The 26,114-nt window shown below is 61.7% G+C and carries 23 protein-coding genes and 1 riboswitch; of the genes, 3 read left to right on the plus strand and 20 right to left on the minus strand.

All coding sequences use genetic code 11. From position 1 onward, the window contains the following. Positions 1-37 precede the first annotated feature (37 nt). From GPICK_RS06600 to mftA, 10 genes are all read right to left on the minus strand, one after another. A complete protein-coding gene (locus GPICK_RS06600; protein ID WP_039741514.1) occupies positions 38-1,774 on the minus strand; it encodes an aldehyde ferredoxin oxidoreductase family protein in 1,737 nt (578 codons plus the stop codon). Between the two features lie 39 nt (positions 1,775-1,813). After that, a riboswitch (molybdenum cofactor riboswitch) is annotated at positions 1,814-1,936 on the minus strand. Between the two features lie 7 nt (positions 1,937-1,943). Continuing rightward, on the minus strand, positions 1,944-3,377 hold the full coding sequence (gene mftF, locus GPICK_RS06605) for a mycofactocin biosynthesis glycosyltransferase MftF (RefSeq protein ID WP_039741516.1): 1,434 nt from the start codon (positions 3,375-3,377) through the stop codon (positions 1,944-1,946). Then, positions 3,374-4,255: an electron transfer flavoprotein subunit beta/FixA family protein gene (locus tag GPICK_RS06610; protein ID WP_039741517.1), complete on the minus strand. Its 882-nt coding sequence runs from the start codon at positions 4,253-4,255 to the stop codon at positions 3,374-3,376. The genes mftF and GPICK_RS06610 overlap by 4 nt, the downstream gene beginning before the upstream one ends. 12 nt (positions 4,256-4,267) lie before the next feature. Then, a complete protein-coding gene (locus GPICK_RS06615; RefSeq protein ID WP_039741519.1) occupies positions 4,268-4,546 on the minus strand; it encodes a ferredoxin family protein in 279 nt (92 codons plus the stop codon). Beyond that, a complete protein-coding gene (locus GPICK_RS06620) occupies positions 4,543-5,847 on the minus strand; it encodes an FAD-dependent oxidoreductase (protein ID WP_052263329.1) in 1,305 nt (434 codons plus the stop codon). The genes GPICK_RS06615 and GPICK_RS06620 overlap by 4 nt, the downstream gene beginning before the upstream one ends. Further along, a complete protein-coding gene (locus tag GPICK_RS06625; RefSeq protein ID WP_039741523.1) occupies positions 5,844-6,848 on the minus strand; it encodes an electron transfer flavoprotein subunit alpha/FixB family protein in 1,005 nt (334 codons plus the stop codon). Before GPICK_RS06625 ends, GPICK_RS06620 begins: the two co-directional genes overlap by 4 nt. Then, entirely contained in the window at positions 6,848-8,809 is a 1,962-nt protein-coding gene (locus GPICK_RS06630) for a mycofactocin system FadH/OYE family oxidoreductase 2 (protein WP_039741524.1), read from the minus strand. Before GPICK_RS06630 ends, GPICK_RS06625 begins: the two co-directional genes overlap by 1 nt. Before the next feature lie 118 nt (positions 8,810-8,927). Further along, positions 8,928-9,971, minus strand: coding sequence for a mycofactocin radical SAM maturase (mftC, locus tag GPICK_RS06635; RefSeq protein ID WP_039741526.1), 1,044 nt, complete (start codon positions 9,969-9,971; stop codon positions 8,928-8,930). After that, complete coding sequence (mftB, locus tag GPICK_RS06640) at positions 9,952-10,209, minus strand: mycofactocin biosynthesis chaperone MftB (protein WP_039741528.1); 258 nt, start codon at positions 10,207-10,209, stop codon at positions 9,952-9,954. The genes mftC and mftB overlap by 20 nt, the downstream gene beginning before the upstream one ends. A 1-nt stretch (position 10,210) precedes the next feature. Then, positions 10,211-10,318 (minus strand): variant-type mycofactocin precursor, encoded by a 108-nt coding sequence (mftA, locus tag GPICK_RS16915; RefSeq protein WP_084201363.1) that lies wholly within the window; start codon positions 10,316-10,318, stop codon positions 10,211-10,213. 358 nt (positions 10,319-10,676) lie between these two features. Here mftA and GPICK_RS06645 point away from each other — a divergent pair, with 358 nt between their 5' ends. The 3 genes from GPICK_RS06645 to GPICK_RS17295 all read left to right on the plus strand — a co-directional run bounded on the left by GPICK_RS06645 (position 10,677) and on the right by GPICK_RS17295 (position 13,399). Further along, on the plus strand, positions 10,677-11,189 hold the full coding sequence (locus GPICK_RS06645) for an NUDIX domain-containing protein (RefSeq protein WP_039741529.1): 513 nt from the start codon (positions 10,677-10,679) through the stop codon (positions 11,187-11,189). A 514-nt stretch (positions 11,190-11,703) separates the two neighbouring features. After that, entirely contained in the window at positions 11,704-12,789 is a 1,086-nt protein-coding gene (locus GPICK_RS06650; protein WP_039739717.1) for an IS5 family transposase, read from the plus strand. Between the two features lie 136 nt (positions 12,790-12,925). Continuing rightward, positions 12,926-13,399 (plus strand): SHOCT domain-containing protein, encoded by a 474-nt coding sequence (locus tag GPICK_RS17295; protein ID WP_144400054.1) that lies wholly within the window; start codon positions 12,926-12,928, stop codon positions 13,397-13,399. 379 nt (positions 13,400-13,778) lie between these two features. Here the strand turns inward: GPICK_RS17295 and GPICK_RS16920 are convergent, their stop codons facing one another. The 10 genes from GPICK_RS16920 to GPICK_RS06695 all read right to left on the minus strand — a co-directional run bounded on the left by GPICK_RS16920 (position 13,779) and on the right by GPICK_RS06695 (position 25,596). Next, positions 13,779-14,075 carry a Txe/YoeB family addiction module toxin gene (locus GPICK_RS16920; protein WP_084201364.1) on the minus strand — a complete coding sequence of 99 codons (297 nt, stop codon included), beginning with the start codon at positions 14,073-14,075 and terminating at the stop codon, positions 13,779-13,781. 128 nt (positions 14,076-14,203) lie between these two features. Beyond that, entirely contained in the window at positions 14,204-14,500 is a 297-nt protein-coding gene (locus GPICK_RS06655; protein WP_039741531.1) for a type II toxin-antitoxin system Phd/YefM family antitoxin, read from the minus strand. A gap of 143 nt (positions 14,501-14,643) precedes the next feature. Beyond that, the gene (locus tag GPICK_RS06660) at positions 14,644-15,465 is read right to left on the minus strand and encodes a DMT family transporter (protein WP_236685666.1); all 822 of its coding nucleotides are present in this window, start codon (positions 15,463-15,465) and stop codon (positions 14,644-14,646) included. A 74-nt stretch (positions 15,466-15,539) separates the two neighbouring features. After that, positions 15,540-17,453 carry a PAS domain-containing sensor histidine kinase gene (locus GPICK_RS06665; RefSeq protein WP_039741535.1) on the minus strand — a complete coding sequence of 638 codons (1,914 nt, stop codon included), beginning with the start codon at positions 17,451-17,453 and terminating at the stop codon, positions 15,540-15,542. Positions 17,454-17,471: 18 nt separating this feature from the next. Further along, complete coding sequence (locus tag GPICK_RS06670; RefSeq protein WP_039741539.1) at positions 17,472-18,863, minus strand: VWA domain-containing protein; 1,392 nt, start codon at positions 18,861-18,863, stop codon at positions 17,472-17,474. A 2-nt stretch (positions 18,864-18,865) separates the two neighbouring features. Beyond that, positions 18,866-19,768, minus strand: coding sequence for an AAA family ATPase (locus GPICK_RS06675; protein ID WP_039741543.1), 903 nt, complete (start codon positions 19,766-19,768; stop codon positions 18,866-18,868). A gap of 217 nt (positions 19,769-19,985) precedes the next feature. Further along, positions 19,986-21,191, minus strand: coding sequence for an iron-containing alcohol dehydrogenase family protein (locus tag GPICK_RS06680; protein ID WP_039741546.1), 1,206 nt, complete (start codon positions 21,189-21,191; stop codon positions 19,986-19,988). Between the two features lie 670 nt (positions 21,192-21,861). Continuing rightward, positions 21,862-23,235, minus strand: coding sequence for a sigma-54-dependent transcriptional regulator (locus GPICK_RS06685; protein WP_039741549.1), 1,374 nt, complete (start codon positions 23,233-23,235; stop codon positions 21,862-21,864). Continuing rightward, positions 23,223-24,431, minus strand: a complete 1,209-nt coding sequence (locus tag GPICK_RS06690) for a two-component system sensor histidine kinase NtrB (RefSeq protein WP_039741553.1) — start codon at positions 24,429-24,431, stop codon at positions 23,223-23,225. Before GPICK_RS06690 ends, GPICK_RS06685 begins: the two co-directional genes overlap by 13 nt. A gap of 1 nt (position 24,432) precedes the next feature. Further along, a complete protein-coding gene (locus GPICK_RS06695) occupies positions 24,433-25,596 on the minus strand; it encodes an iron-containing alcohol dehydrogenase (protein WP_039741555.1) in 1,164 nt (387 codons plus the stop codon). Positions 25,597-26,114 lie beyond the last annotated feature (518 nt).

Below are 26,114 nucleotides of genomic sequence, written 5' to 3' on the forward strand. Positions count from 1 at the left end.
GGACGGGAGCGGACCGTCGGGTCCGCCCCCCATGCTGCTACCAGTTGAAGAGCTGATCGAGCTCCTCGTCCGGTACCGAGAAGGTCTGATTGTGGGGCGCGATCGGGTCGGTGTAGAAGAAGCGGGGGAGCCGGTCGTGCTCCTTGGTGAAGCCTGCCCGCTTGTTGAAGTCGCGCTCGGCGGAGAGCACCTTCTTGCCGAGAGCCACTACGTCGTCGCCGGTCATGGTGATGCCGTAGAAGGCGCCGAGCATGTCGAGGAGCGCCTGGAAGGTCTCCGGCTGATCCATGATGGCGAAGGCGATGAAGAGGCACATGCCGGTGGAGTCGATGGCGGCGGTGGCGATCTGGAGGTTCCGCGACAACTCCACCTGCCCCTCGGTCTTGAGCGGATCCACGTCCCCGCCGACTTTCAGGATATTGGTGGCGATGGCATAGCCGGCGGTATGGTCGGCCCCCTGGGTGGTGGTGGCGTAGGTGACGCCGATCCCCTGGATGGGGCGTGGGTCGTAGGCGGGAAGCGCCTGCCCCTTCACCACCGGCACCTTCTCCACGCCGAAGACCTTGCCGGTGATCTCGGCGCCGCAGCCGAGCACGCGTCCCAGGGGCGTACCCTTGCCCACTTCCTCCATGAGCCTGATGGCCGCTTCGCGGTCGCCGAACTCCGCCAGCCCCGCATCCATGGCCACGCCGATGGTGACCCCCATCTCGATGGTGTCGAGACCGAAATTGTCATCCATGTAGTCCAGTTTTGCCACGGTATCGAGATCGTCGATGCCGCAGTGACCACCGTGGGACCAGACCGTCTCGTACTCGGGCTGCTTGGTGACGTAGTTGCCGTCTTTGTCGTTGAAGATGCCGGAGCACTGGATGACGCAGCCGCGGTGGCAGCCGTGGGTGGCGGTCCCCCCCCGCTTGACCTCCAGCTCGGCCTGGGCCTCGCCGGAAAGCTTGGCGGACCCTTCAAAGACACCCCCCTTGAAGTTGCGGGTCGGATAGCCCCCCGCCTCGTTGAGGACGTTGGTGAGGACGTTGGTGCCGTAGGCCGGGAGCCCCTCGCCGGTGACCGGGTGCTTGCGGAGCCCCTCCACGAACTTGCGGTTGGCGTCCCGGAACTTCTCCGGCTCCTTGGCCGGACGCATCTTCATGCCGGCGTCGTCTAGGATGATCGCCTTCACCCGCTTGGCACCCATGACCGCGCCGACGCCGCCGCGGCCGCAGTGGCGGGTGGGGCGCAGCTCCGGGTCGGTGCAGGCGATGGAGGCGGCCAGGAGCTGCCGCTCACCGGCCGAGCCGATGGTGATGTAGGCAACCTTGTCGCCGTATTCCTTCCGCAGTTTCTCAACGAGGGGGTAGTTGTCCATCAACTGCAGGCTGTTGTCCACCTCCACCGTGATGCCGTCCTTGTTGATGATGATCTTGTAGAGGTCGTCACCGGCAGGTTTCCCCTCCAGGATGACCGCGGCATAGCCGATCCGGGCTAGCACCTGGGCCGCCTGGCCGCCGGCGTTGGACTCCTTGATGGTGCCGGTCAGGGGGCTCTTGCACCCCACCGAGAGGCGGCCGGTCATGGAGCCGGTGGTGCCGGAGAGCATTCCCGGGGCAAAGATCAGCTTGTTTTCCGCTCCCAAGGGATGACAGAGGGGATGCACCTCCGTGGCGATGACGAGCGACGTTAAGGCACGGCCGCCCAAACCGGCATACTCGCCAACCTCCTCGAAGGTCACCTTGGGACCACCCGCTGCCCCCATGTCAATCCGCGCGATTCTGTCCATACCGATACTCCTTTCCCTTTATTGAATTGTGTGGTTTTGGCGAACCACGATAATTCTCCTTTCCAAAGGGAGGCCTTGCCGTTTCCAGCAAAACCCATTGGCCTGACGCCATGGGATACCAGTTATCCCCGCAGGCAGGCAGGCTCGGAGAAGGCATTATTTCCGACTCTTACCCCGACGCCTCCATCTGCCGGAGGATGACCACCCGATAGGAGGCGAAGCATCTCCGGCTCAGGCATCCCCAGAAGGCGCCGGCCCCGTAGGCCACCTGTTCAAGGAAGTAGATGCCGGCAAAAGGGACGAACGACAGCCTCGGTTTCCTGATGGCATGGTCCACCTTGGCCGCGCAGAGGAGGGCGCCGAAGGGAACCAGCCAGAAGAGGGGCACCACCAGTGCGAGGGACACGAGGGGAATCGAGTAGTAGCGCACCAGGTGGTAGCAGAGGTAGTAGACGAGGCTTCCCAGGGCCCGGAGCCGGCCGGAGATGAGCGCGCCCAGTCCGATGGGGATGTTGCGGCGTGCCATCCTGAACCTCACGGCCGTTGCGTCCGTTGCGAGGACTCCGGCTGCCATCAGGAGCGTCCACCAGCCGGTGAAGGGGGCCATGGCGCACAGGGCCAGGAGGAGAGCCAGGAGGGGGGGGACGACCATCCGCTTCCGCCGCTGGGGATGGAGGATCTGGAGCATCCCCTCGGAGGTGCCGTAGTCGAACCGGCGGGACATGAACGAGCGGAGGGTGCTCCGGTGCTCGTGGAAGACCCTTCCCGCCGGGAGGTAGGTGATGGTCCAGCCATGGTCCCGCAGGCGCCAGGTCAGGTCCACGTCCTCCCCCACGTGCATGGAGTCGTCGAAACCGTCCACGCTCCGGAAGGCGAGGCGGCGCATCAGGAGGTTGCAGCTCGGCAGGTAGAAGGTGTCGTCTCCGCCGCTTCCCGTGCGCTCCCGGGAGCCGAGGGAGAGGCTCGACATGACCGCCTCGTAGCGGTCCACGGCTGATTCGGTGCACATGCCGTCCACGAGCCCCCCCACCGCCGCGGTCCGGTGATCGTTGAACGCCGGTATCAGCTCCATGAGCCACTCCCTGGAGGCGGTGCAGTCGGAATCGATGAAGGCGAGGATATCCCCCCGGGCGGCCACGGCCCCCTCATTGCGGGCCGCGGCCGGCCCCCGGCCCGTGCCCCCTGAAGGGACAACCCGGGCTCCGGCCCGGCGCGCCACCTCTGCCGAGTCGTCGCTGCTCCCGTCGTCCACCACGATTATCTGGAGGAGTTCCTTGGGATAGTTCAGGCCGTTGAGGGAGGCCAGACAGCGCCCGAGCTCTCCGGCCCGGTCCTTCACCGGTATGACGATGCTGACGCTGGGAAGGTCCGAGTGCTCTTCAGAGACTTGCCGGTCCCTCTCCACAAATCCCTTTGCCACCAGCTGTTCCAGCACAGCGGTCTCCGCCGGGGTCGCGGCGGTGATGGCCCCTTCCCGGGCGCGCCTGACGAGCTCCATGAGCGGGGCGTTCAGTCGCACGACGCAGAGGGGAGTCTTTGCCATGAGGAAGTGCTCCCCTTCGCGTTCCACCAGCTCCACATGCTGCGCCAGGCGATAGTTCATTGTGCAAGTCCCTCCTCGCGGAAGATCTGCCAGAGTTTCGTCGCCGTCTCATCGGCGGTGAGCTGGTGCGTTTTCCCTTCCCGGGCCTTGATCCCCCCCGAGAGGAGGGAGAGTATCCGCTCGAAGGCGGGGAGCGTCGGGTCCGGGGTTACGACCCGCACCGGATCGGGACGGGGGGCGGAGAATTCGGCCGTCGCCAGGCGGGAGCCGGTGGCCCCCACCTCCCAGAAGGGAATCCCCAGGTCGGCCAGTTCCCACTCTTCGATGCTTAAGGCGAGGGAGCGGGTGACCGCCTCAAGGGAGGGATAGCGGGGGGTGTGTCCCTCGTCGAAGAGGACCGTGCAGGGGAACGGCGCCCGGACCCTCTGGCGGGAGCCCCGGTCACCCTTGCGCAGGGCCTCGACTCCGTTCTCCACGGGGAGAACCGAAACGGCGGCGGTGACACAGGGGATGCCGGCGGTGGCGGCAGCCAGGGCCGGCACCGGATCGTCGCCCCGGTCCTGCATCCGGTTGCCTGTGAAGACGAGGGAAGGGGAGAGAATCCCCACGATGCGGGCCAGGATGCGGGCATCGGCTGCGGCATCGCCACCCTCCACGCCGTGATCCCAGAAGCGGATGCCACGGTCAGCCCCCAGGGAGAAGGCGAGGCGGAGGGTGTCGTCGAGGCGCTCGGGGCCCACTGCCAGGGCCGTCACGGTGGCGCCGAGGGAATCCTTGAGCCGCAGGGCCTCCTCCAGGGCGACGAGGTCGGCCGGGTTGGGGAGGCGCCGCAGCCCCCGGTCGCCGATGCCGGCGCCCCGCGTCGTTACCCGCGCGGGGGGGCGGGGGTCGGCGATCTCCCGGAGGAGGACGAGGATGTGAAGGTTGTTGTAGGGCATATCTGAAATCTCCTAAGTCATCCGGTACGCTACGCCGAACCCCCCTCTCGGATAGCGCCAGCGGGTGAAGGCGTTGCGGTGGCAGACCACGTAGCAGGTGCCGCATTCGAGGCAGCCGTCGTGGACGAAGGTCATCTTCTTCTCCTCCTCCGACCAGGTGTAGCAGCGGGCCGGGCAGGAGTTGGTGCAGCCGCGGTTGTCGCAGTTCACGCAGACCTGGGGATCGAGGACGATGTGGGGCTCCCGGTCGATGGTGAAGCTGGTGAAGTCAAAGATCTCGTCGATGTTCATAGGGCTCTCCATGCGCTGAAGGCGTCGGCTGCCAGGTTCTTGAGCCCCACCTTCTCCCTGGCCGTCTTCAGGAACAGCTTGGAGAGGTTTTCCTTGGGCGCGCCGTCGATGCGGTAGATGTACTCCATCATGCCGCAGACCAGTTCCGGGTATTCGTTGTAGATCCGGTCGTTGTGGAGCATGTGGGGCGCCTTCCGGTAGAGCTTCAGGTCCTTGATGACGTAGCTGTCGTCCATGAGCTGCCGGTACACCTGGAGCCCGCGCCGGCTGAAATCTCCCGCCTGGTGGGCGGCGATAACCGCCTTGCCGGCCAGGACACCGGAGTGGGAGGCGAGGTTGATTCCCTCCAGGTTGAGGCCGGTGGCGTTGCAGAGCGCCGCCGCATCGCCGGCGACGATGATGCCGTCCCCCACCAGTTCGGGGATCATGGCGTATCCTCCCTCGGGGATGACGTGGGCCGAGTACTCCTGGAGCCGCCCGCCCCGGATCATCTTGTCCACCTGGGGCTGCTCCATGAAGGCGTTCAGGAGGTCGTAGGGGGTCTTGCCGCTGGTCCGCAGGCTCCCCAGGTGGAAGACGAGGCCGATGGAGAGGGAGTCGTAGTTGGTGTAGAGAAAGCCCCCCCCCCGGACCCCGCCGGTGCCGCCGACAAATTCGTTGGCGAACCCCTGGTCCCGCACCAGGCCGAAGCGGTCGTCGATCATCTCCCGGGGCATGTCGATGAGGGCCTTGACGCCGACAGCCATCTGGCCCGGGTCGAAGGTGGGCTGGCGGAGCCCCGCCTTTTTGGCGGTGAAGGAGAGGACGCCGTCCGCCGCCACCACCACCGGGGCGGTCAGTTCGCCCCTGCGGTCCAGGATGGTGACCCCGGCCACCTGGCCGTTGCGGATCACCAACTCATCCACCGTGGCCCGGGTGATGAGGGTGGCGCCGGCCTTGACCGCTTCTTCCGCCAGCCAGCGGTCGAACCGGGGGCGGAAGATGGTGTAGCCGTTGTAGGGGGGGCGGTCGAAGTTCCCGGCCTCGATGGTGGTGGAGAAGGTGGAGTCGCCGGTCATGAAGGTGACCCCCTTCTTGACGATGTGGCGCTCCAGGGGGGCCCGTTCCCAGAAGTCCGGGAAGACCTCTTCCAGGGAGGGGAGACGGTGGAGCACCCCGCCGAACATGTTCTTCTCGCCGGGGAACGTCCCCCGTTCCACCAGGGCCACCTTCAGGCCGGCCCGGGCCATGGTGAGGGCGGCGGAGGAGCCGGCCGGCCCGGCCCCGACGACGATCGCATCGAATGAGTATGCACTGCTCACGGTGTACCTCCGACTTCCGATCTGGCCCGATCCAGGAGGCGCGGCAGCACCTCCTTCAGGTCAGCCACGAACCCCTCGTCGGAGTTGGCGAAGATGGGAGCCTTTGCGTCGCTGTTGATGGAGATGATCCGGCGGGAATCCTTGATCCCCCCCACGTGGTGCATGGAGCCGGAGATCCCCAGCGCCAGGTAGAAGCGGGGGGTGACGGTGCGGCCGGTCTGCCCCACCATCCGCTCGAAGCCGGTCCACCCCAAGTCGTAGACCGGTCGGGTCACGCCGAAGGAGACGTTCATGAGCCGGCAGAGCTCTGCCAGTTGGTCGAAGGTGGCCTGATCGCACCCCTTGCCGGCGCTGAAGATCACCTCGGCCTCCATGAGGTCCACGGTCTGGGGGTCGGGGGGGATTCGTTCCCCTACCCGGGCCGTTGCCCCTTCGGGTGCGGCAACGGGATGCCAGACCGTCAGATTCGGTATGGATGGCTGGACCGTCGGCATCAGCACCTGGCTCAGGTTGCGGACCGGCACGGTGATGACCAGGGGACGGGAGCCGTCCCACACCTTCGTCTCGTCCACCCGGACCCCGAGGGCGTGGCGGGAGAGGCGCAGGGTCTCCCCCTCGCGCCGGACGGATACCACTTCGGTGAGAAGCGCCCCGTCAAGGGCGGCGGCGATCACCGGCGCCAGGGTGGAGCCCAGGTCGTTGTGGGGGAGGACGGTGACCGAGGCCCCCTCGTCGGTGGCCAGCCGGGCAAGGGCCTTTCCCAGGTGGGCGGGGGTGTCGAGAAGGAGCTCGCCGCCGGCAATGGTGGTGACGGACGGCACGCCGTAGGCGGCAAAGGATGCGAGCGGCTCCCTCGTCGGCTCCTGCAGGGTGGCGACGCCCCAGGGGGAGTCGAGGACCCCGGCCAGGCGGCCGCCGTAGGAGAGGAGCCCCCGGCCGGTCTCGTCCAGCTCGCCGCCGGGGAGATCCGCAAAGACGAGGAGTTTCCCGTTGGCGGCCATCAGATCTCCCTCCCTATCCGGTGCCCTTCCCAGATGGCCATGTCCGCTTTGCGGGGAGCCACGCAGTCGCCGATCCGGTAGAGTTCACCCACCTTACCCTTGAGGGAGTGGTAGAGGGAGTCGTCCACCTTCTGCCCCATGGCCAGGACGATGGCGTCGAAGGGACCCCACTCGTCCCACTGGTTGGAGTAGACGTTGAACCCCTTGACGGTCTTGGCGCCGGTCTCGCCGGCAACCTCCATCACGGCGATGTCGGGGGTGAAGGTGACACCTTTCTGGAGGAGCCGCTGGCGGGTGAGGTAGAGGTCCTGGGTGGGGCCCAGCTCGGCCCCCACGAAGAGGCTCGACGTGATCACGTGGACCGTCTTCCCCTGGTTGGCCAGGAACTCGGCCGTGGCGCTGGCCCGATGGTGGCCGTCGTAGTCGATGAGGCAGACCTTTTCGCCCAGCTCGGTCTTCCCGTCCAGAACCTGCCAGACGTTGTAGACCGACGGCCCGTCGGCGCCACCCACCGGCTGCTCCTTGGGGCGGCTCCCGGTGGCGACCACCACCACGTCGGGCTTCTCGGCCAGCAGCTGCTCCGCCGTCACCTCAACGCCGAGCTTCACCGTTACGCCGGCCTTGTGGACCTGCTCCTTCTCGTTGCGGATGATGACGCCGAACTCGTCGCGCCCCGCCCCCTTCATGGCGGTCAGCACCTGGCCGCCAAGGGCCTCGTTCTTGTCGTAGAGGGTGACGCTGTGGCCGCGGCGTCCGGCCATCTTGGCGGCCCACAAGCCGCCCGGCCCGCCGCCGACGATGGTCACCTTCTTCCTGGTGTTGGCCCTGGTGAGGGTCCCTTCGCCCCACTCCTTCTCCCGGCCCACTGCCGGGTTCTGGACGCAGCCGAGGAGCTTGTTCATGCCGATCCGGCCGATGCACCCCTGGTTGCAGGCGATGCAGTAGCGGATGTCGTCCATCCTCCCTTCCTGGGCCTTCCTGGGGAGGAACGGGTCGCAGATGAGCGCCCGGCACATGCCGATCATGTCGGCCTGGCCGTTGGCCAGCACCTTCTCCGCCATGACCGGGTCGTTGATCCGGCCGGTGCAGAAAACCGGAATCTTGACCCGCTCCCGGACCCCGGCAGCCAGGGGGATGGTGTAGCCCAGGGGTGTGTGCATGGAGCCTTCCACGAGATAGAGGTTGTAGAAGGTGGCAATGGAGAGGTCCATGAAGTCGATGAGGCCGCTCGCCTCGAACCGGGCGCAGATCTCCTGCACCTGCCCCAGATCGAGGCCGCCGGGGATCATCTCGTCGGCGCACATCCGGATGCCGAGGGGGTAGTCGTTCCCCACCGCCTTGCGGACCGCGCTGATGAACTTCAGGGGCGCCCGCATCCGGTTCTCCAGGCTTCCGCCATACTCGTCGCCCCGGAAATTGGTCAGCGGCGAGAGGAACTGGCGGGCCAGGCTCGAATGGCCGAACTGGAGCTCGATCCCGTCGAAGCCCCCCTCGCGGACGTGGATGGCACTTCTGGCGAAGTAGCGGGCAACCTCTTCGATGTCCTCGTGCTCCATCTCCTTGGGGGTCTCCCGGAAGAGGACGTCGGGCATGGGGGAGGGTGCCCAGACCGGCAGCCGCGAGATGGAGCCGTCACCCTGCTGGCCGTTGTGGTTCAACTGGGCGAAGATCTTTCCGTCGAACTGGTGGACGTAGTCGGTGATCTTCTTGAAGCCCGGAATCACCTCGGCGTGGTAGACGTCGATCAGCTTCTCGTAGGCCATGTCCGTGGGGTGGACGCTCATCTCCTCGGTGATGACGAGGCCCGCCCCCCCCTTGGCCCGCTCGCCCCAGTAGTACATCTGACGCTCGCTGGGGAGGTTGCCCACCGCCAGGTTGGTCAGGTGCGGCTGGAAGGAAATCCGGTTCTTCACTTCAACCGTCCCCAGTTTCAGGGGCGAGAACAGATTCGGGAACATCATGATGAGGTCTCCTCGTGGTTATATCTCCCCCCTTTGAGAAAGGGGGGGCGGGGGGGATTTTTTTGGCGTTAAGGCAAATCCCCCTCAATCCCCCTTTCATAAAGGGGGAGGTTGAACTCTATGCGGCAGCCGCTGCCTTGTTCGCGTCGGCGATGCTCGTTACGCAGCGCTCCAGGCACTCAGGGTCGCCGCCGTTGATGTCGTTTTTCAGGTGCCAGGCAACGGCCGGGCAGCCGCCGTGGCACTGGTCAAACCGCTGGCACTCCTCGCAGGAGTGGATCCTCAGGCTGCGGAACGATTCGTAGATTTCCGAGCTGTCCCAGACCTCCTGGAAGCTCTGTTCCCGCAGGGACCCCGCCTTGAACCGGTCGGTCTGGAGGAAGGCGCAGGGATACATGTTGCCGGTGGGGCCGACGCAGCAGGTGAGCTTGGCCGCGCCGCAGAGGTTCAGCCCCAGTCCCTGGCGCTCCTGGGAGGTGAGCGAGAAGAAGCTGTCGCCGGTCCGCACGTCGCCGCTTCGGGCGAGCCAGTCGGAGAACTCCAGGAGCTGGGCCGGAGTCGGCCTGAGATCTTCCCAGTTGTCCGCGCCGCGCCCGGAGGGGCGGAAGCGGCTCACCCGGAGCGACACGCCGAGGGAGCGGGCCAGGTCGTGCATGGCCGGGATCTCGCCGGCGTTCTGGGCGGTGAGGACCGTATTGATGCTGGTGGGGATGGAGGTGGCCGCCAGAAGCCTGATCGCCTCGATGGCTCGGTGGAAGACCCCCGTGCCCCGGATGGCGTCGCAGGTCTCGGGCGTTGCGCCGTCCATGCTCACCTGGATCGCCACCAGGCGGCTCTTGGTCAGTCGGGCCACCCGCCCGGCGTCCAGCAGGGTCCCGTTGGTGGAGATGCAGGTCATGATCCCCTTGTCGTGGCAGGCATCCAGGATCTCTTCAAAATCGGGGCGCATGAACGGCTCGCCGCCGCCGAAATTCACCTGGAAGACCCGGGCCTCGTGGAGCTGCTCCACCAGGCCAAGGGCCTCTGTCGTGGTGAGCTCGCCCCTGGCGGGCTCTCCCGAGGAGGAGAGACAGTGGGTGCAGCGCAGGTTGCAGGCCAGCGATACTTCCCAGGTCAGGTTTACCGGGGAGCGCATCCCCATTTCAACGTAGCGGTTGCTCACGGAGGAACCCCTTTTCTAGAAGTTTCGTCACAAACTTCTGTAAAGCCGTTTTCTGCTGATCGGACAGCCCGTCGGGAAGCTCGTCCCTGTCCCGAACGGTCCCGAAGAAATCGGCGGGAAGAAGATTGCCGGTTTCGGCAAAGAGGAGGCGCGGCCCCCGTGAATCGTAAAACAGGAGGCCGAACCCTTCCTGCCGCGCACGGCAGGCCGGATGAAACTGAACGCCTGCCGCCGCCATCTCAGTACACCCCGCAGATGCCGTCGATGGCGAGCTCTTCAACCTGGATTTCCTCCAGGATGCGGGGCTCCTCGTGGCACGTCTCGACTGCTTGAAGTTCCTTTTCCATTGTTTTCTCCTTTCGATGGTTGTCGGTATCGCACCGATGGGTGATGCGTCCGTTTGTATTCCTTATAGCAACCAGAATGCCAAATAATAAAACAGCGATTTGTATTGAAAAATAGAAGGATTTCGGCTCTGTTCCGCAAACAGACAATGCGAATGTGTGGAGAAATAGGACAACTTGGGAGGGTGGGGTCGAGGCGGGACGGTGGTGGAACTGTAGCGAATTTCCTCAACGAGGATTTTCACCACATGTTTACAAACCAGTGTTATGTAATTACGAATACGTGGTTGCCAAGGGAGCGGAAACTGCGCTATCTGTTAATCATGGCCGGCATCGGAGCGGCACCAGGAGGATACACCCCATGCATGAAAAGAACTCCCACTGCTCATACTGCGGCACCCGGTTCGCCGATGGCGCCCCCTGGCCGCGGCGCTGCCCGGCGTGCGGCAACAGCAGTTACCTGAACCCGCTGCCGGTGGCCGTGGTCCTGCAGCCGGCGGGGGAGGGGCTGGTGGTCATCCAGAGGAACATCGAGCCCCGGAAAGGGGCCCTCACCCTCCCCGGCGGCTACATCGACTGCGGCGAGACCTGGCAGGAGGCGGCCCGGCGGGAGCTTTTCGAGGAGACCGGCATCGACGCCGGCAACGGGGGGACGTTCACCCTTTACGATGTGCAGAACGGATTCGACGATACCCTTGTGATTTTCGGCCTGGCCCCACCGGTGCCCCGCGAGATCATCCGCCCGTTCTCCTCGCCGGAGACCCAGGAGGTCCTCCTCATCGACCGCCCCATGGAGCTGGGGTTTCCCATGCATACCGATGTTGTGCGGAGGTACTTCGCCGCCAGAGGTGTGCTGGGGCAGGACCGTGTATGAAACCGGCATGAAATGATTGTCCCCCACCATCGCCAAACTCCAGACCTTCTGCGACCCTCTTCCCCACGGCGATCATCACGCTCTTTTGGAAAGGCCAGATCGGCGCCTTCCCGCCCCGGATTCTCCTTCTGCAGTTAAAATCCAACGGGTTATTCACTTTCTTTACCGTCCCGAGCGGCTCACAGCGGGGTGTAAACCGTTTTTTTATTGGAAATTTTAATTTGCAGGCCATTAAAGTTTGCGTATAGTTTCGGATTATCCAATCCTTACCAATTCACGAACAGCCGATGAAAACCCGTTTCATCCTGATACCGGTGGAACTGGGGTTGAGGCGAGAATTCCAAGGGAGTTCAAGAATGGTAGCAAGAGAATGTAAATTTCTTACATAGGATGCTGTTGTGGTTTTCTATGTAAGAAACAAGTGTCCTATCAGGCTGTTGAAATTGAAATAGAGAAAACGGCCTATCTGTGGTACTTTATCGCGCATAACGCTCTACAATTATTGAGGAAAGTTATGCGCGGTTTTGACAGCAATACAGAAGCACTCTTTACCTACGTAACACCTGAATCCTTTGTCCCGAAGGACCACCCGTTGCGGGCCATCCGTAAGATGGCCGACGAAGCGCTGGCAGGGATGGACAAGCTCTTTGATAGCATGTACGCCACAACCGGCCGCTCCTCAATCCCGCCGGAGAAGCTGCTCAAGGCCCAACTGCTGATGATCCTCTACTCCATCCGCAGCAACCGGCAGCTGGTGGAGCAGATCCATTACAACTTCCTGTTCCGCTGGTTTCTCGGCATGGGCCTGGACGAGAAAGTCTGGGACCATTCCAGCTTTACCAAGAACAGCGAACGATTGATTGGCTCCGAGGTCGCCGCCGAGTTTCTTTCCCGCGTTCTGGCCCAGGCAGAACGTAAGCGTCTCTTGTCTCGTGAGCACTTCACCGTTGACGGTACTCTCATCGAAGCCTGGGCCTCCATCAAGAGCTTCAAGCCCAAGGATGGACCTCCTTCAGCAGGTGGTGGCGGCAGGAACGATACCGTGGATTTCAAAGGGCAGAAACTTACCAACGAAACCCATGGTTCCACCACTGACCCTGATGCCAGGCTCTACCGCAAGGGGAAGAACAAGGAAGCCAAGCTCTGCTACCAGGGACATACCCTGATGGAGAATCGCAGTGGCCTCATCATCAGGACCAAGGTGACAACGGCAACCGGTTCCGGGGAACGCGACGCAGCTAAGACCATGGTGCAGCAATTGCCAAGGACGACTCGGCGCATCACTCTTGGCGGGGACAAAGGCTACGACACTGAGCCCTTTGTCCGAGAGCTGCGCCGGCTCAAGATTACGCCGCACGTGGCTCAGAACACCACCAACAGGAGATCAGCCATCGACGGCAGAACAACCAATCATCCGAACTACACCATCAGCCAGAAGATCAGAAAACGAATCGAAGAAGGCTTTGGCTGGATGAAGACCGTGGGCAGATTACGCAAGACGATGTACCGGGGAATCGAGAAGATCGCCATGCAACTTGACCTGCACGCTGCGGCCTACAACCTGGTTCGGATGAAAAACCTGGGGCTCGGTGTCACCTGAGAGGGGAAAACTCCCTCGGATCAGGCTACATCAGCAGTATATGAGGTTGATAAAGAGCAAAAAGAACGTAAAGCAAAGGTTCTGAGCAACGAAACGGATTCAAAAAACGAACTGCAAAGTTCAGCGAACTAAAAGAATGTCGATTTTCAACGGCCTGCTATATGGGAAGCAAGTTTCTTATACAGGAAAACCTCCTAATAACGAGTTGAACCCAAAAAACGGAGGACGTATGTATTGTTCTGGATGCGGAAAAGATATCCCATTTGCTGGAGCTGTTTGTCCATACTGCCAACGAGATAAGTCAAATGACCAAGCTTATACCGTATTAGCAATGATACTTGGTCTCGGACTTGGCTATCTAGGTTACAATATTTTTGGTTTTTGGGGCGCACCTGGTGGTTTTGTCATTGGTGTCATTATTGCGGTAGTAAAAACTGGAAGAAGGGCAACGAAACCACCTGAAGTTAACATTGTGAATCTACATGAACAATCACCTAATGGAATATCGGCTGAGGACCGCCTTGTCAAACTACAAGACCTTCGCTTGAAAGGCTTAATAGATGAAGAAGAATATCAGAAGAAACGTCAGACTATTCTAAATGAAATATAAAAATGCATCACTAACAACATAGTTAGATAGAATAAAGCCACATATGAGACCGGCAAATTTATTGGTCATGTGACCGCAAAAACTCAAGTGTGAGATGGGACAGACTTGGGCGTAAAGTTCTGTGATAGTTCAACCCGCGGCGGCACATGGTCTTCGCTGTGCTCCGCCGGTGTGCCTTGAGCCGTTGAACAAAGAAAAGGAAAAGGAGAATCCGTGAGAAAGGGGTCAGGTGCTTATAGGACACCAAGGATGGAAGTCAATAACGGAGCATTCTGACAGGAACCGCCGTGTACAGAACCGTACGCACGGTGGTGTGGGAGGACGGCGGGGAAGCCCCTGCCTCCTACCCGATTGGCGAGAATTAGAAAAAATGAAGCCTTCAGTAATGATATCGTGCCTGGAGAAAATCGATGCGATCATCACGTACGAGATAAACTATCCGATGTTCTTGAGTGAGGCGCCTTGACCATGCGCCGCTAGACAAGTATTTGAGAGGCTCCGGTTTTCCAATCCCAGAGAATGGGTCACGCATGATTGCTTCAATCAGATCGAAGGCACGTAACGCGACCTTTCGATCGGTTTCGACCCAATGCCGCAAATCCTCGCGGAACTCAGGCTGGAAAATCGACTCCTGCAGCTTAGAACTTGTCCGTAAATAATTGTTCCCGTCTCGCATCCCGTCTTCACACCATCTTTGGCCGGCCCTCAATCGCAAAATCTTCGACGTAGCCCTGCTACGCCTGCGGTTTTACTCAATCGGCCAAGCCAAATCCGGCATAAATCCGGGCGCGATCTTCTGAAACATTATTTACGGACAAGTTCTTGGTCTTCAAGACCTACCTCGGAGCGGAGCGACTCCAACGATGATGCTTCTCCGCCTCCCTTTAATGCCCGTTCCAAGGCAGAAAGCAGTCTTTCCGCATTTTTGGGAGAACGCATGAGGTGAGCGCTTTCCACTAGGCTCTGCAATTCGTCAGCGGCAATCATGGCTATATTGCCACCCTTGCGACGACGAATGACGACGATCTCTCTATTTTCCGTGACCTCGTCGCAAAGGCCCGCAAAATGTGCTCTGGCGTTGGTATAGGTTGTTTGCAACATGCGGTGACACCTCCTTACTTGTACAGTAAAACAGTACATATCATAACGTGATTATGCAAGATAAATTTGGGCCCTTGGACGCCGATGGTGGGTCATTTTTCAAAGCCGATTGACAGACAACCAAAGCATCCGATGAACCGCCATTACTGATCCGTCCCGCCACCTTTTCCCCCTTGCCGTTCGACTATCACCAGCGCAATCCCGCCGAGAATCGCCGTGGACGCGATCATCAGGCGGACGGTGATGGCCTCGCCGAGCAGGACAATCCCCCCGACCGCCGCGATGACCGGCACACTGAGCTGAACGATGGCGGCGCTCGTCGCCTTGAGCCCCCCCAGAGCCATGTACCAGAGCACATAGCCGCACCCCGAAGCCAGTGCCCCGGAAACGACGGCGTACCAGAAGCCGGAACTGTCCATGGAGGCCCAGGGAATGCCGATGGCGCTCAATGCCGCCGCCATCGGCACGGCGCGCAGGAAATTGCCGGCGGTAACACCGGCCGGGTCTTCGGCGCCTTTTCCCCGCAGGGAATAGACTCCCCAGGCGACACCGGCGACCACCATCAGTGCCGAACCGGCAAGGGGCGGAGCCGAGAGGCCGGGAAGGAGGAGAATGGCAAGTCCGCCAAACGCGCAGAGAAGCCCCGCGGATTGGAGCATTCCCAGGCGCTCGCCCCTGCACACCCCGTAGCCGATCATCGTTGCCTGCACCGCGCCGAAGAGGAGCAGCGCCCCCGTGGCCGTCGGAAGGCTGACGTAGGCATAGGAGAAGCCGGCCGCGTACGCGAAGAGGGCCAGGGCGGAGGGCCAGTTGCCCGACGAGGGGGAGCCGGCGCGGAGGCCCATGATCAGGCGCAGGGCTAAGGCGCCGGAGAGGATGCGAAGGGAGGTGAAACTGGCGGGGTCGATGGCAGTCTGTTTCAACGCCAACCGGCAGAGGAGCGAATTGCCCGCGAATGCAATCATTGCCAACATGGTCAGAAAAAAGGTCATTGCACGGGATAGTACCATACTTGGGGATTTCGAGCAGGAAAGCTCGGTCATCGGTCGCAGGCAGGCAGAATCACCGTGAAGAGTGATCCTTCGCCGAGGCGGCTCTCTGCGTGGATTTCGCCGCCGTGCCGCTTGATGATGTCGAAGGTGAGGGCGAGGCCGAGGCCGACCCCCTTGCCGACTTCCTTGGTGGTGAAGAAGGGGTCCCAGATCCGGTCGAGCATGTCCGGGGCGATGCCGGGGCCGGTGTCCCGGATCGTGATGGAGATCGCCGTGTCGCCTGCAATCTCCGTCGTCACTGCCACCCTTCCCGCGCCCGCGATTGCCTGGTGGGCGTTCACGAGGAGATTCATGCAGACCTGGCGCAGACCGGACGGGTCGCCAAGGACCCGGGGAAGGTCTTCCTTCAGGGTGGTGACCACGTCGATCCGACGGTAGTCCGGTTGATGGCGCAGCAGTTCGAGAATCTCCAGGAGGATGGCGTTCATGTCCGCCATAACGGCGATCCCGTCCGATTTCCTGCCGAAGCTGAGGAGGTGGTTGATGATCCCCTTGCAGCGGTAGGATTCCCGGACGATGACCTCCAGGTAGCGGGGAAAGACGTCGAGGCGGGAGTCCCGTTCCAGGGCGGGCTCGTCGCGGAAGCGCCGCAGGAGCGCCTCGGCATAGCCCGCCACGGAGGTGAGGGGATTGTTGATCTCGTGGGCGATGCCGGTGGCCAGCACGCCGATGCTGGACATCTTCTCGGACTGGATCAGGTGCATCTCCTGGAGCCGCTTCTTGGAGACGTCACGGAAAAAGACCAGTGCCCGGTTTTTCTCGCCCAGGGCGTCCTTGATGGTGGTGGCGGTGATGTCCACGTACTGGGTCTTGTTCCCCTCCCGCACCGAGACGTGGGAGGTTTCGGCCCGCTCGCCCCGAATGGCCCTCTCGACGGGGCATTCATGGGTAAGGGTAGCGGTTTCGGGGTGAAAGAGCTCGCTGCACGATTTCCCCGACTGGATTTCGCGGGGGAAGAGCCGGGGGCCCATGGGGTTGTGGTGCTGGATCCGGCCGTCATGGTCGTAGACCGTGATGCCGTCGGTGATGGAGTCGAAGATGGCCTGCAGCTCGTTGGTCTTGTTTCTCAGGTCGACTTCGACCTGCTTGCGCTCGGTGATGTCCTGGGTGGTGCCGTAGAGCATGAGGACCTTCCCGGCGCTGTCGACCAAGGGCTCGACGATGGTGTAGACCCACCTGAGGGTGCCGTCGCGGAACAGGAGGCGGTGTTCGATCTCGTAGTTCCTGCCGTGCTCGATGCCGAGCCGCAGATGCTCCATGACGCTTTCCAGGTCCTCCGGATGGACGACGCCGGCGAAGGACTCCTGGGTCGTCTCCTCGGTGCGGAGGCGCATGATGCGCAGCAGCTCTGCCGACCCCTTCACCTCGGCGGTGTCGGGGTTGAAGCTCCAGGAGCCCACGTGGGTCATGGACTGGGCCTTGGACAGGTTGTATTCGCTCTCCGAAAGGGCCTGCTCCGCACGCCGCCGCTCGGTGATGTCCATGACCACGGCGAGGCACTCGGCCCCCGACTCGGTCCCCATGGCCTCGATGCGGACATACTGGGGCTCGTCCCTGCCGGTAGCGAGGAGGAGCCGGCAGGTCTCCTTCCCCTTGCCGGTGAAGACCTTTTCCAGGTACTTGCTGAAGAGGAACCGGTCCCTGTCGGCGACGAATTCCTCGAACCGGCGGTTGATGAGAAGGGACCGTTCCATGCCGAGGAGGGTGCCCCCGAAGAGGTTCACCGACTGGATCGCCCCGTCCCGGTCGAAGGTGAAGTAGCCGACCGGGGCGAAATCGTAGAGCAGGGCGTACTTGTTGCGCGATTCCTCCAGCTCCTGCCGGGATCGGCGAAGCTCTTCGATCGTCTTCTCCAGTTCGGCCTGGTGGGCCTCGATTTCATGGAGCTCTCTCGGTGTCATGGCGTCCCTGGGGGCACTCTACCACTGCCTCCGGACCGTGGGGTCGAAGGCAGGCGCCGCGCCCCCTTTCCGGGTGTAGTAGGAACGGTAGTCGTGGGGCTCTTCGCTTTTCTTCTCCGGCCGGCGCCCCTTCCAGGCCCGGGTGTCGTTGTGGTCGTAGAGGGTATGGAAGAGATCTTCCACCAGACGGCTCAGCTCGTCCACGTCCCGGGCCACCTCGACGCGGTCGCAGTAGGTGCCGTAGAGCTCCATGAGGCAGTCGCCCCGGTGCCAGGTTTCGCGCTCCTCCGGAGTGAGCCAGAGCATGTAGCCCGCCCTTTCCCGCATCTCTTCCAGCGCCCACTCGTTGGCGTCGTTGTAGTTGTTGCGGGCGTCCCCCATGATGATGAAGGCCGGCTTCCCCCGAAGGTTCTCCAGGTGCTTCTTCTTGAACTCGACGAAGACGTTGCCGAAGTCGCTGTTGTCGTCCAGGTTGACGATTTCCCCCCGGTCGATGGTCTCCAGGAGGCAGTTGACCGGCATATTGCGGAGCATGGGGGTTATCTCGGCCAGCTCCCGGTTGAAGATGAAGCTGCGGACGTGCATGAGCCGGTTCTGCAGGGTGTGGAGGAGGAGCAGCATGAAGCGGGTGGCGTGGCTGACGGAGTAGCTCACGTCGCACAGCACCACGAGCCGCGGCTTTTCCTTACGCTTGCGCCTGAGCGCCAGGAGGAATGGGACCATGCCGTGGCGGTAGTTTTTCTGGATTGTGCGGATCACGTGGAGCTTCCCCCGGCTCTCCATCTCCTTCATCCGCTGCACGTCCTTGCGGATCCGCACGAGCATCCGGGAGACCACCTCCTGCATGTCCGCCAGCTCCTCGGGGGTGAAGGGGACCACTTTGGGTTTGATGACCCCTTGACTGAAGGCGACGGTGGGCGGGCTCTTCATGGCGTAGTCCGAGGGGGAGGGTTTGTCCATCTTCCCCCGATGGCCATCGATCTGCACCATGATCTCCGCCCCGGCGGCATCGTCGTCGCTCTCCGCCATGGCGAGGAGATTTTCCAGATCTTCGGCGGTCACTTCCTCGTCAATAATGAGGAGCGGGTCGTCCTTTTCCCGGGTCCGGTACTCCTCGTCCTTCAGCCGCTCCCCCTCGACGATGTGGATCATGGCGGTCAGGAGCTCCGTGGCGTCGAGGCCGACGGCGCCGTGCTGGCCGGTGCTGAAAAACCGGTCGAAGACCTCCTCGAAGGCGGGAATGTCGTTCATGTTCTTCACCAGGGTCAGGCGCAGGAGCGCCTTCACCGAATCCCGTCCCGACAGGCCGCCGAAGGTCAGGGCCTGGACGGCGTCGAGGCTCTCTCCGGGGGAGACCCTGATACCCCGCTCCCGCAGGGCCGTGACGAATCTGGTGATGATCCGTTCCATGGTTATCCCATCACCTGGGCGGCCAGCTCGTTCACCTGCTGGAGGTCCGCCTGGTGCTTGGCGATCACCCCCACGGTGTTGGCAACCACCTCCGGCGTCAGCTGCTTCGTGTGGAGGATGGAGAGGACCTGTGCCCAGTCCAGGGTCTCCGAGACGCTGGGAGGCTTGCGGAGGTTGAGTTCCCGCGCCTTCCGGAGGAATTCGACCATCTGCCTCGCGAGCCCCTCGCACAGTTCCGGGAAGCGGGCGCGGACGATGGCCACCTCGCGGTCGAATTCGGGGTAGCCGATGTAGAGGAAGAGGCAGCGCCGCCGCAGGGCGTCGGAGATCATCCGGGTGCCGTTGCTGGTCAGGATGGCCAGGGGCCTGTTCCGTGCCGGAATGACGCCGAGCTCGGGGACCGAGACTTGGAAATCGCTCAGGCATTCCAGGAGAAGCGCCTCGAACTCGTCGCCGGAGCGGTCGATTTCGTCGATGAGGAGGAGCGAGCGCTTCTCGGAGAGGAAGCTCCGGAGGATCGGGCGCTGCACGAGAAAATTCCGGGAGAAGAAGAGGCTCTCCTCCGCCGAGAGCCGCTCCACCGCGGCCCGCAGGTCGGCCGATTCCGAGAGGTAGCTGTCGAGCTGGGTCCGCAGGAGTTGGGTGTAGAGGAGCTGTTTGCCGTACTCCCAGTCGTAGAGCGCCTTTCCCTCGTCGATCCCCTCGTAGCACTGGAGCCGCACCAGGGGAAAGTCCATGACCTCGGAGAGGGTCTTGGCGAGGCCGGTCTTGCCGACGCCGGGGGGCCCCTCGATGAGGATCGGCTTCTCCATCCGGAGGGCGAGGAAAACGGCGGTGGAGATGGTTTCATCGGCAATGTAGCCGCCGCGACGGAGAAGGTCTTTAACCTCAAGTTCGGTGATCATGGAAAACCTCGCGTATTTCAAGTCCCCCTTTGAGAAAGGGGGATTTAGGGGGATTTGCCTGGAGTGTGAAAAGCTAAATCCCCCCCTAGCCCCCCTTTCGCAAAGGGGGGAGTGCGTGTTTCTAAGATGTGAAAGCGCCGCTGGCACCCGGAGAGAAAGCCTCTCCGGGCCCAGCGGCTTTTCTGTCCAGCCTGAACTTACTGTTTTGCTTTAAGTGTTACATGCAACCCTTGAACACGGCGCGCATATTGTCGAAGCCGATGTCAATCGGGTTTCCTTCGGAGCAGATGTCGGCGGCGGCGAACTTGGAGAGGCCGTCGAGGTCCTTCTCCTGGAGTCCCAGGTCGCCGAACTTGGTGGTGATGCCTAGGTCGTCCTTCAGTTCCTGGATCATGTCGATGAACAGCTCGCCAGCCTTCATGTCGGAGATGCTGCGGGTGTCGATGCCGGCGGCCCGGGCCATCATGGCGAAGCGCTCGGGGCAGGCCGGGAGGTTAAGCCGGCAGACGTCCACCAGGGCGATGGCGTTGCAGAGGCCGTGGGGGGAGTCGTAGAGACCGCCCATGGCGTGGGCCATGGAGTGAACAATGCCGAGTCCGGCGCTGTTGAAGCTGTAGGCTGCGGCCATTTCGGCCCAGACCATCTGCTCGATGGCCTTGATGTTGTTCCGGTTGGATGCCGACTGGCGCAGGTTGTCGAAAATCTCGGTGATGGCCCAGAGACCGGGACCGTAGGCGGACTGCACGCAGAGCCGGGAGGCGATGGCCTCGACGGCGTGGGTCAGGGCGTCCATGCCGGTGTAAGCCGCCAGATTCGACGACATGCACTGATGGAGGAGCGGGTCGTTGACCGACTTGCTCGGGGTGCAGTTGGGATCAAAGAGGGCCATCTTGTACATCTTCTCGGTGTGGTTGATGATGGAGAAGCAGGAGACCTCGGAGCCGGTGCCGGAGGTGGTGTTGATGGCAAGGTGCGGAATCTTGTTCTTCTTGGTGCACTTGAAGGCCCCTTCAAAGCTGCGGACATCCTGACCGTCGTGGCTGTAGACCAGCTTGATGGCCTTGCCGCAGTCGGTGGTGGAGCCGCCGCCGATGGTGATCATGCCGTCGAACTTGCCGGAGGCGAGAACCTTGGCACCTTCCATGACCTCGTAGTCCTTCGGGTTCGGGGTCGCCTTGTCAAAGACTTCGGAGGCAACGCCTGCGTGCTTCAGGACCCCCTGGATCGCCTCGATGATGCCGGTCCCCTTGAGCCCCGTTGTGACGATAAGTGCATTGGTCATGCCCAGGGCCTTGGCGTCGTTGCCGACCATGGTGTGGGCGCCAATGCCGATGTTCACGGAGGGGTAGGCGTGCTGCATCTTGATCGGGTATTCGCGTGGTTCGAGGCTGAGGGTCCGCTTTACATCTCTGAAATGTGGCATGGTACTTCCTCCTTTGGGTGATGTGGTTCTCGTCAAGAGAACTTCCGCTTAATCTCTGATCCATGAATCGACTGGGAATTCGCCGTCTCGTTGTGCTGGCCACCTCCTTGGAACATCGTTATAGTGATTTGCGGTATTCGTTACTCTTGCAAGCGAACAGTGCAACCATGAGCGTTTCGTTGCATGTGTTACTCCTATGAGCAAGGGCAGTGCCAATACAAACAATGGTTTATTTTTCTGTATTTATGCTGTTTTTGGGAAAGGACTGACTTTTTTTAGGTTTTGCAGTGAGGGGAAATATGAAACATAATTCTAGAATTTATGCTGTCTGTAGGCCCTGAAACCGGTATGGATAATATCCACAGTGGGGAATTTCGCCCCGCCTGTGATCAGCGGGTCGCGATTCGTGACGGGGTGGGGGAGGGTGAGGACTGATATTTTTTTCGAATAACTGATTTTGGGTGGGGCAGTTTGCGGAGATGTGATTGCGGCCAGGTATGTGTGGAGTTTTGCGCCACTGTAGAGATTCACCACACACATGTGTCGAATGGCTTGCGACAACCCTGCAACAAGGCTTCTGACAGGCACTTTCCCGGCCACCCGATGGCATGGCTGCATGTGTCGGGTGGCCGGGTGTGGTGAATTTCTACAGCTGCGATGAGGGAAAAGGTCAGGTGGGGAGGCCGTAGCGTTCCAGTTTTGTGTAGAGAGTCTTGCGGTCGATTTCCAGGATTTTTGCCGCCTTGCTCTTATTGCCGTCGAACTTTTCGAGGACCCGCTGGATGTGATCCCGCTCCACGACCCAAAGGGGGAGCTGCGGCGCGTCGGCTGCGCCCTTCGGGATGGGGGGCGGGGCTATCCGGGGGGGCGAAAACGGCAGAAGGTCGGAGGAGATGACCGGTTCGGTGGCCAGGATGCTGGCGCGACGGATGGTATTCCTCAGCTCCCTCACGTTGCCGGGCCAGGAGTAGGCGCAGAGGGCAGCCATGGCTTCCTCGGATATCTCCCAGTTCGCGCAGCCCCCTTCGTTGACCGATTTGAGAAAGTAGTAGGCGAGGGGGACGATGTCGTCGGTCCGCTCCCGCAGCGGCGGGAGATTGACCGGGAGGAGGTTGATCCGGTGGTAGAGGTCCTCCCGGAACTCACCCCGGGCCGCGCACTCGTCCAGCTTCTTGTTGGAGGCGAAGACGTAGCGGACGTTGACGCTGATGTCGTGATTCCCCCCGAGCCGGCGGAAGGTGCCGGTTTCCAGGATGCGGAGGAGCTTCACCTGCACGTCCAGGGGCATCTCCGAGACCTCGTCCATGAAGAGGGTGCCGGTGTCTGCCAGCTCGAAGAGGCCGGCCCGCCCCTTGGTGGCGCCGGTGAAGGCCCCCTGCATGTGGCCGAAAAGCTCGCTCTCCGCCGTGTTGGCGTTGAGGCGGCCGCAGTTGACGGTTATGAACGGCTTGCTGACCCGGCGGCTAGCATCGTGGACGGCCCGGGCGATCAGTTCCTTCCCGGTGCCGCTCTCGCCCCAGATGAGGACGTTCTCGTCGGTGGGGCCCCAGCGCTTCACGGTTTCGAGCACCTTCACGATCGCCTGACTCTTGCCGACGATCCGGTGCTCGTCCAGCTTGCTGATCTCCATCTTCAGGCTGATGTTCTCGATCCGGAGTCGGTTCTTTTCGTAGGCCTTGTCGATCACCATTTCCAGTTCGTCGAGCTTCACCGGTTTGGTGAGGTAGTCGTAGGCGCCGTTGCGGATGCATTCCACCGCCGTCTCGATGGTGCCGTGGCCGGTGAAGACGATCACCTCGGGGACCGTGGACTCGCTCCGCATCAGCTTGAGGGTCTCGACCCCGTCCATGCCGGGCATCCGGACATCGAGCAGCACCACGTTGAAGATTTCCTGCCGGTATTTTTCGAACCCCTCTTCGCCGTTGGCAGCCGAATCGACCTTGTAGCCGCTCCGCTGCAGCTCCGTTTCAAGGAGCTCCCTGAGGGGGTGCTCGTCCTCGACAATGAGAATTTTCGTCTCTTTGCGTGTTCCTATCGCTGACATATCGGAAGCCTCACCGTAAATTTCGATCCTTTTCCCTCAGTGCTCTCAACGCGGATTTCACCGCCATGCTTCTTGATGATGTTGTAGCTGACCGCGAGACCGAGGCCGAGCCCCTTTCCCACATCCTTGGTAGTGAAGAACGGATCCCAGATCTGGTCCAGCATGGCAGGTGGAATGCCGCAGCCGGTATCGCTGATGGTGGCTGATACCGATTCGCCGTTGCAATGGGTGATGATCTCCACCTGACCGGCCCCTTCTATGGACTGGAGCGCATTCATGGCCAGATTCAGGAACACCTGCCGAAGCCCCGCGGCATCTCCCTTGATGAGGGGAAGCCCCTCATCGAGGGATTCCTGGATCTCGATCCTGTCGAACCGGGACTTATGTATGACCAACTGGAGAACCTCGCGGAGCAGCAGGTTCACGTCCACGTCGCCCACGGAGCCGTCGGATTTTCTGCTGAAGGAGAGAAGGCTGTCGATGATCCCCTTACAGCGGTATGACTCGCGGATGATGACCTCCAGATACTTCCTGAAGTCGGCAAGCCGCGGGTCTTCCGTCAGCTCCGGGGTATCCCGGAGGCGGCGCAGCAGGGCCTCGGCATAGCCCGCCACTGAATTCAGGGGATTGTTGATCTCGTGGGCCACCCCCGCCGCCAGCATACCGATGCTCGACATCTTCTCGGCCTGCATGAGTTGGAGCTCGCTGAGGCGTTTCTCCGTGACGTCCCTGAGAAAAACGAGGGCACGGGTTCTGCCGTTGTGGTCGTCAATGGGGGTCGCCGTGACATCGAAGTACCGTGTCTCCTTTCCCACGTGCGTGGTGGTGAACGATATCTGCGTGCTTTCGCCGGCAAGGGCCTGTTCCACCGGGCACTGGCCGGGCGAATGGTCGGTGTCGGGATGGAACAGCGCCCGGCACGACCTGCCGACCAGGGTCTGGGCGGGAAAGAGGCGCGGGCAGATATGATTGCGGTGCTGGACATTGCCGTGATGGTCGTACACGACGACGCCGTCGCTGATGGCGTCAAAGACCGCCTGGAGCTCGCTGCTCTTGCTCTTGAGCCCCAGGTTGGCGGTTTCCAGCTCCTGAATCTTCTGCTTCACCTCGGCATAGAAGCCGATCTTGGAGCTGTCCAGCCCCAAGAGCCGTTCGAGGTTCGATTCGTCGATCCTGGTGCGCTTCACCTCTGCCATGTCAGTAGGCCTTCTCGAGTATGGAGAGGAGATCCCGCTCGTCGGCCTGGCGTGGCGAGGTGACTATGCAGACGTCGTCGAGGGCGCGACGGGCAAGGTCGGGGAGATCCTGCCGTTTGACCCCGAGGCTCTTCAGGCTGCGGGGTGCTCCGGCGGCGTCCAGCATCGTATCCAATACTTCCTGAACCACCTCGGACGCCTCGCTGCCGCCCACCTCGGTCCGATGCCCCAGCCCCCAGGCCAGCTCGGGAAGCTTCTCGGTCACGACGGGAATGTCATACTTGATCACCTCCGGCAGGAGCACGGCGTTGATGCTGCCATGGTTGGCGTCGTAGAGCCCGCCGATGGGATGCGCCAGAGCGTGGACTATCCCCAGAAGAGAATTGGAGAAGGCCATGCCGGCGTGGAGGCTGGCCCGGGCCAGGTTTTCCAGGTCGCCCGGTGTCCGTTCTCTGACGGCATTTACCAGGCTGGCGGAGACCAATCGCAGGGCCTTGATGGCATGCACGTCGGTCAGTGAGGTGGAGGCCACCGAGAAGAACGCCTCCATGGCGTGGCTCAACGCGTCGGTGGCCGTGGTGCAGACGTATTCGTCGGGAAGGGTTTCCAGGGTGTCGGGGTCGGTGAGGCTGATGTCGGGAGCGACGCAGCGGCTCATGATGGTCAGCTTGCAGCGCCGCTCGGTGTCGTTGATGATGGCGAACTGGGAGACATCGGAGCCGGTCCCGCAGGTGGTGGGGCAGAGGACCAGCGGGGGAAGGGGGCGGATGATCCGGTCCGATCCCACATAGTCCCTGATGCGGCCACCATTGGAAACGAGGATGGCGATCCCCTTGGCGGCGTCCATGGCGCTTCCGCCCCCGAGCCCGACGATTACATCGCACCCCTGGCGGATATACTCCAGTGCGCCTTCTTCCACCTCAACATCCTTGGGGTTCGGCGTGATGTGATCGAAGTATATAACCTCAAGACCCGCCTCCATGATGCTTTTGAGTGCCCGGTCCACCCACCCGGCGGAGAAGAGCCCCTGATCGCTTACCAGAAAGACCTTGTGTCCCCCCAGGCGTCGCGCGCAGGACCCGATCTGGTTCAGCAGCCCCCTTCCGAAGATGATCTCGGGAACCTCGAACTTGCAGTGGTGAAGCGTGGTTTTGCTCTGATCCATTGCTGCTCCGTCCGGCTCTTGGTTTGCTGCGGGCTGTCTGCGGCTGATATGACTGCGATTGTGTAGTAAACAGATTAGCAATAGTTATGCCTTAATGTCAAACGAGGTTTTATATTTTTGAAAACGATTAATCTGATTTTTTCGAATTATGGTGATTCGATTCATTCTGCTTTTCTCTTTGTTCTGGGTGTGGTGAGAAAAAATTCCCCGCTGTGGGAATACTCCCCACCGAACCAGCGTGGCCAGAATTGGGGGGGTATATTGTTGAAATCCAGTTATATTGAGATGTTATCAACCTGAAGCCGTCTCGTTGTCTCCGATTACTACCAGGATGGTTCTAAAAAACCCATGTTTTATTTGTGGCACCACCGTTGCACAGGGCAGTTGTCAATACAGCCGATGCAGACGGAAAGCAAGGAAAGTACTTGCCGGCCGAAAGCAGCCAGGTTGTTACTCCGTTGGGGCAGGAGGGACCTCCTTCATTCTCCTGCCCCCTTTTTGTCTGCACAAACTTTATT

Origin of the sequence: Geobacter pickeringii (genome assembly GCF_000817955.1) — a bacterium.
In the GTDB taxonomy this organism is placed as follows: domain Bacteria; phylum Desulfobacterota; class Desulfuromonadia; order Geobacterales; family Geobacteraceae; genus Geobacter; species Geobacter pickeringii.

What these genes read in the sequence shown, in the direction of transcription:
- GPICK_RS06675 (WP_039741543.1), bottom strand. Translation starts at nt 19,768, where the DNA reads ATGATCACCGAACTTGAGGTTAAAGACCTTCTCCGTCGCGGCGGCTAC.
- GPICK_RS06610 (WP_039741517.1), bottom strand. Translation starts at nt 4,255, where the DNA reads ATGCCCTACAACAACCTTCACATCCTCGTCCTCCTCCGGGAGATCGCC.
- GPICK_RS06685 (WP_039741549.1), bottom strand. Translation starts at nt 23,235, where the DNA reads ATGTCAGCGATAGGAACACGCAAAGAGACGAAAATTCTCATTGTCGAG.
- GPICK_RS06695 (WP_039741555.1), bottom strand. Translation starts at nt 25,596, where the DNA reads ATGGATCAGAGCAAAACCACGCTTCACCACTGCAAGTTCGAGGTTCCC.
- mftB (WP_039741528.1), bottom strand. Translation starts at nt 10,209, where the DNA reads ATGGCGGCGGCAGGCGTTCAGTTTCATCCGGCCTGCCGTGCGCGGCAG.
- GPICK_RS06690 (WP_039741553.1), bottom strand. Translation starts at nt 24,431, where the DNA reads ATGGCAGAGGTGAAGCGCACCAGGATCGACGAATCGAACCTCGAACGG.
- GPICK_RS06625 (WP_039741523.1), bottom strand. Translation starts at nt 6,848, where the DNA reads ATGGCCGCCAACGGGAAACTCCTCGTCTTTGCGGATCTCCCCGGCGGC.
- GPICK_RS06615 (WP_039741519.1), bottom strand. Translation starts at nt 4,546, where the DNA reads ATGAACATCGACGAGATCTTTGACTTCACCAGCTTCACCATCGACCGG.
- GPICK_RS06660 (WP_236685666.1), bottom strand. Translation starts at nt 15,465, where the DNA reads ATGATTGCATTCGCGGGCAATTCGCTCCTCTGCCGGTTGGCGTTGAAA.
- GPICK_RS06655 (WP_039741531.1), bottom strand. Translation starts at nt 14,500, where the DNA reads ATGTTGCAAACAACCTATACCAACGCCAGAGCACATTTTGCGGGCCTT.
- GPICK_RS06650 (WP_039739717.1), top strand. Translation starts at nt 11,704, where the DNA reads ATGCGCGGTTTTGACAGCAATACAGAAGCACTCTTTACCTACGTAACA.
- GPICK_RS17295 (WP_144400054.1), top strand. Translation starts at nt 12,926, where the DNA reads ATGTCGATTTTCAACGGCCTGCTATATGGGAAGCAAGTTTCTTATACA.
- mftA (WP_084201363.1), bottom strand. Translation starts at nt 10,318, where the DNA reads ATGGAAAAGGAACTTCAAGCAGTCGAGACGTGCCACGAGGAGCCCCGC.
- GPICK_RS06600 (WP_039741514.1), bottom strand. Translation starts at nt 1,774, where the DNA reads ATGGACAGAATCGCGCGGATTGACATGGGGGCAGCGGGTGGTCCCAAG.
- GPICK_RS06680 (WP_039741546.1), bottom strand. Translation starts at nt 21,191, where the DNA reads ATGCCACATTTCAGAGATGTAAAGCGGACCCTCAGCCTCGAACCACGC.
- GPICK_RS06670 (WP_039741539.1), bottom strand. Translation starts at nt 18,863, where the DNA reads ATGGAACGGATCATCACCAGATTCGTCACGGCCCTGCGGGAGCGGGGT.
- mftF (WP_039741516.1), bottom strand. Translation starts at nt 3,377, where the DNA reads ATGAACTATCGCCTGGCGCAGCATGTGGAGCTGGTGGAACGCGAAGGG.
- GPICK_RS16920 (WP_084201364.1), bottom strand. Translation starts at nt 14,075, where the DNA reads ATGCGAGACGGGAACAATTATTTACGGACAAGTTCTAAGCTGCAGGAG.
- GPICK_RS06645 (WP_039741529.1), top strand. Translation starts at nt 10,677, where the DNA reads ATGCATGAAAAGAACTCCCACTGCTCATACTGCGGCACCCGGTTCGCC.
- GPICK_RS06630 (WP_039741524.1), bottom strand. Translation starts at nt 8,809, where the DNA reads ATGATGTTCCCGAATCTGTTCTCGCCCCTGAAACTGGGGACGGTTGAA.
- GPICK_RS06665 (WP_039741535.1), bottom strand. Translation starts at nt 17,453, where the DNA reads ATGACACCGAGAGAGCTCCATGAAATCGAGGCCCACCAGGCCGAACTG.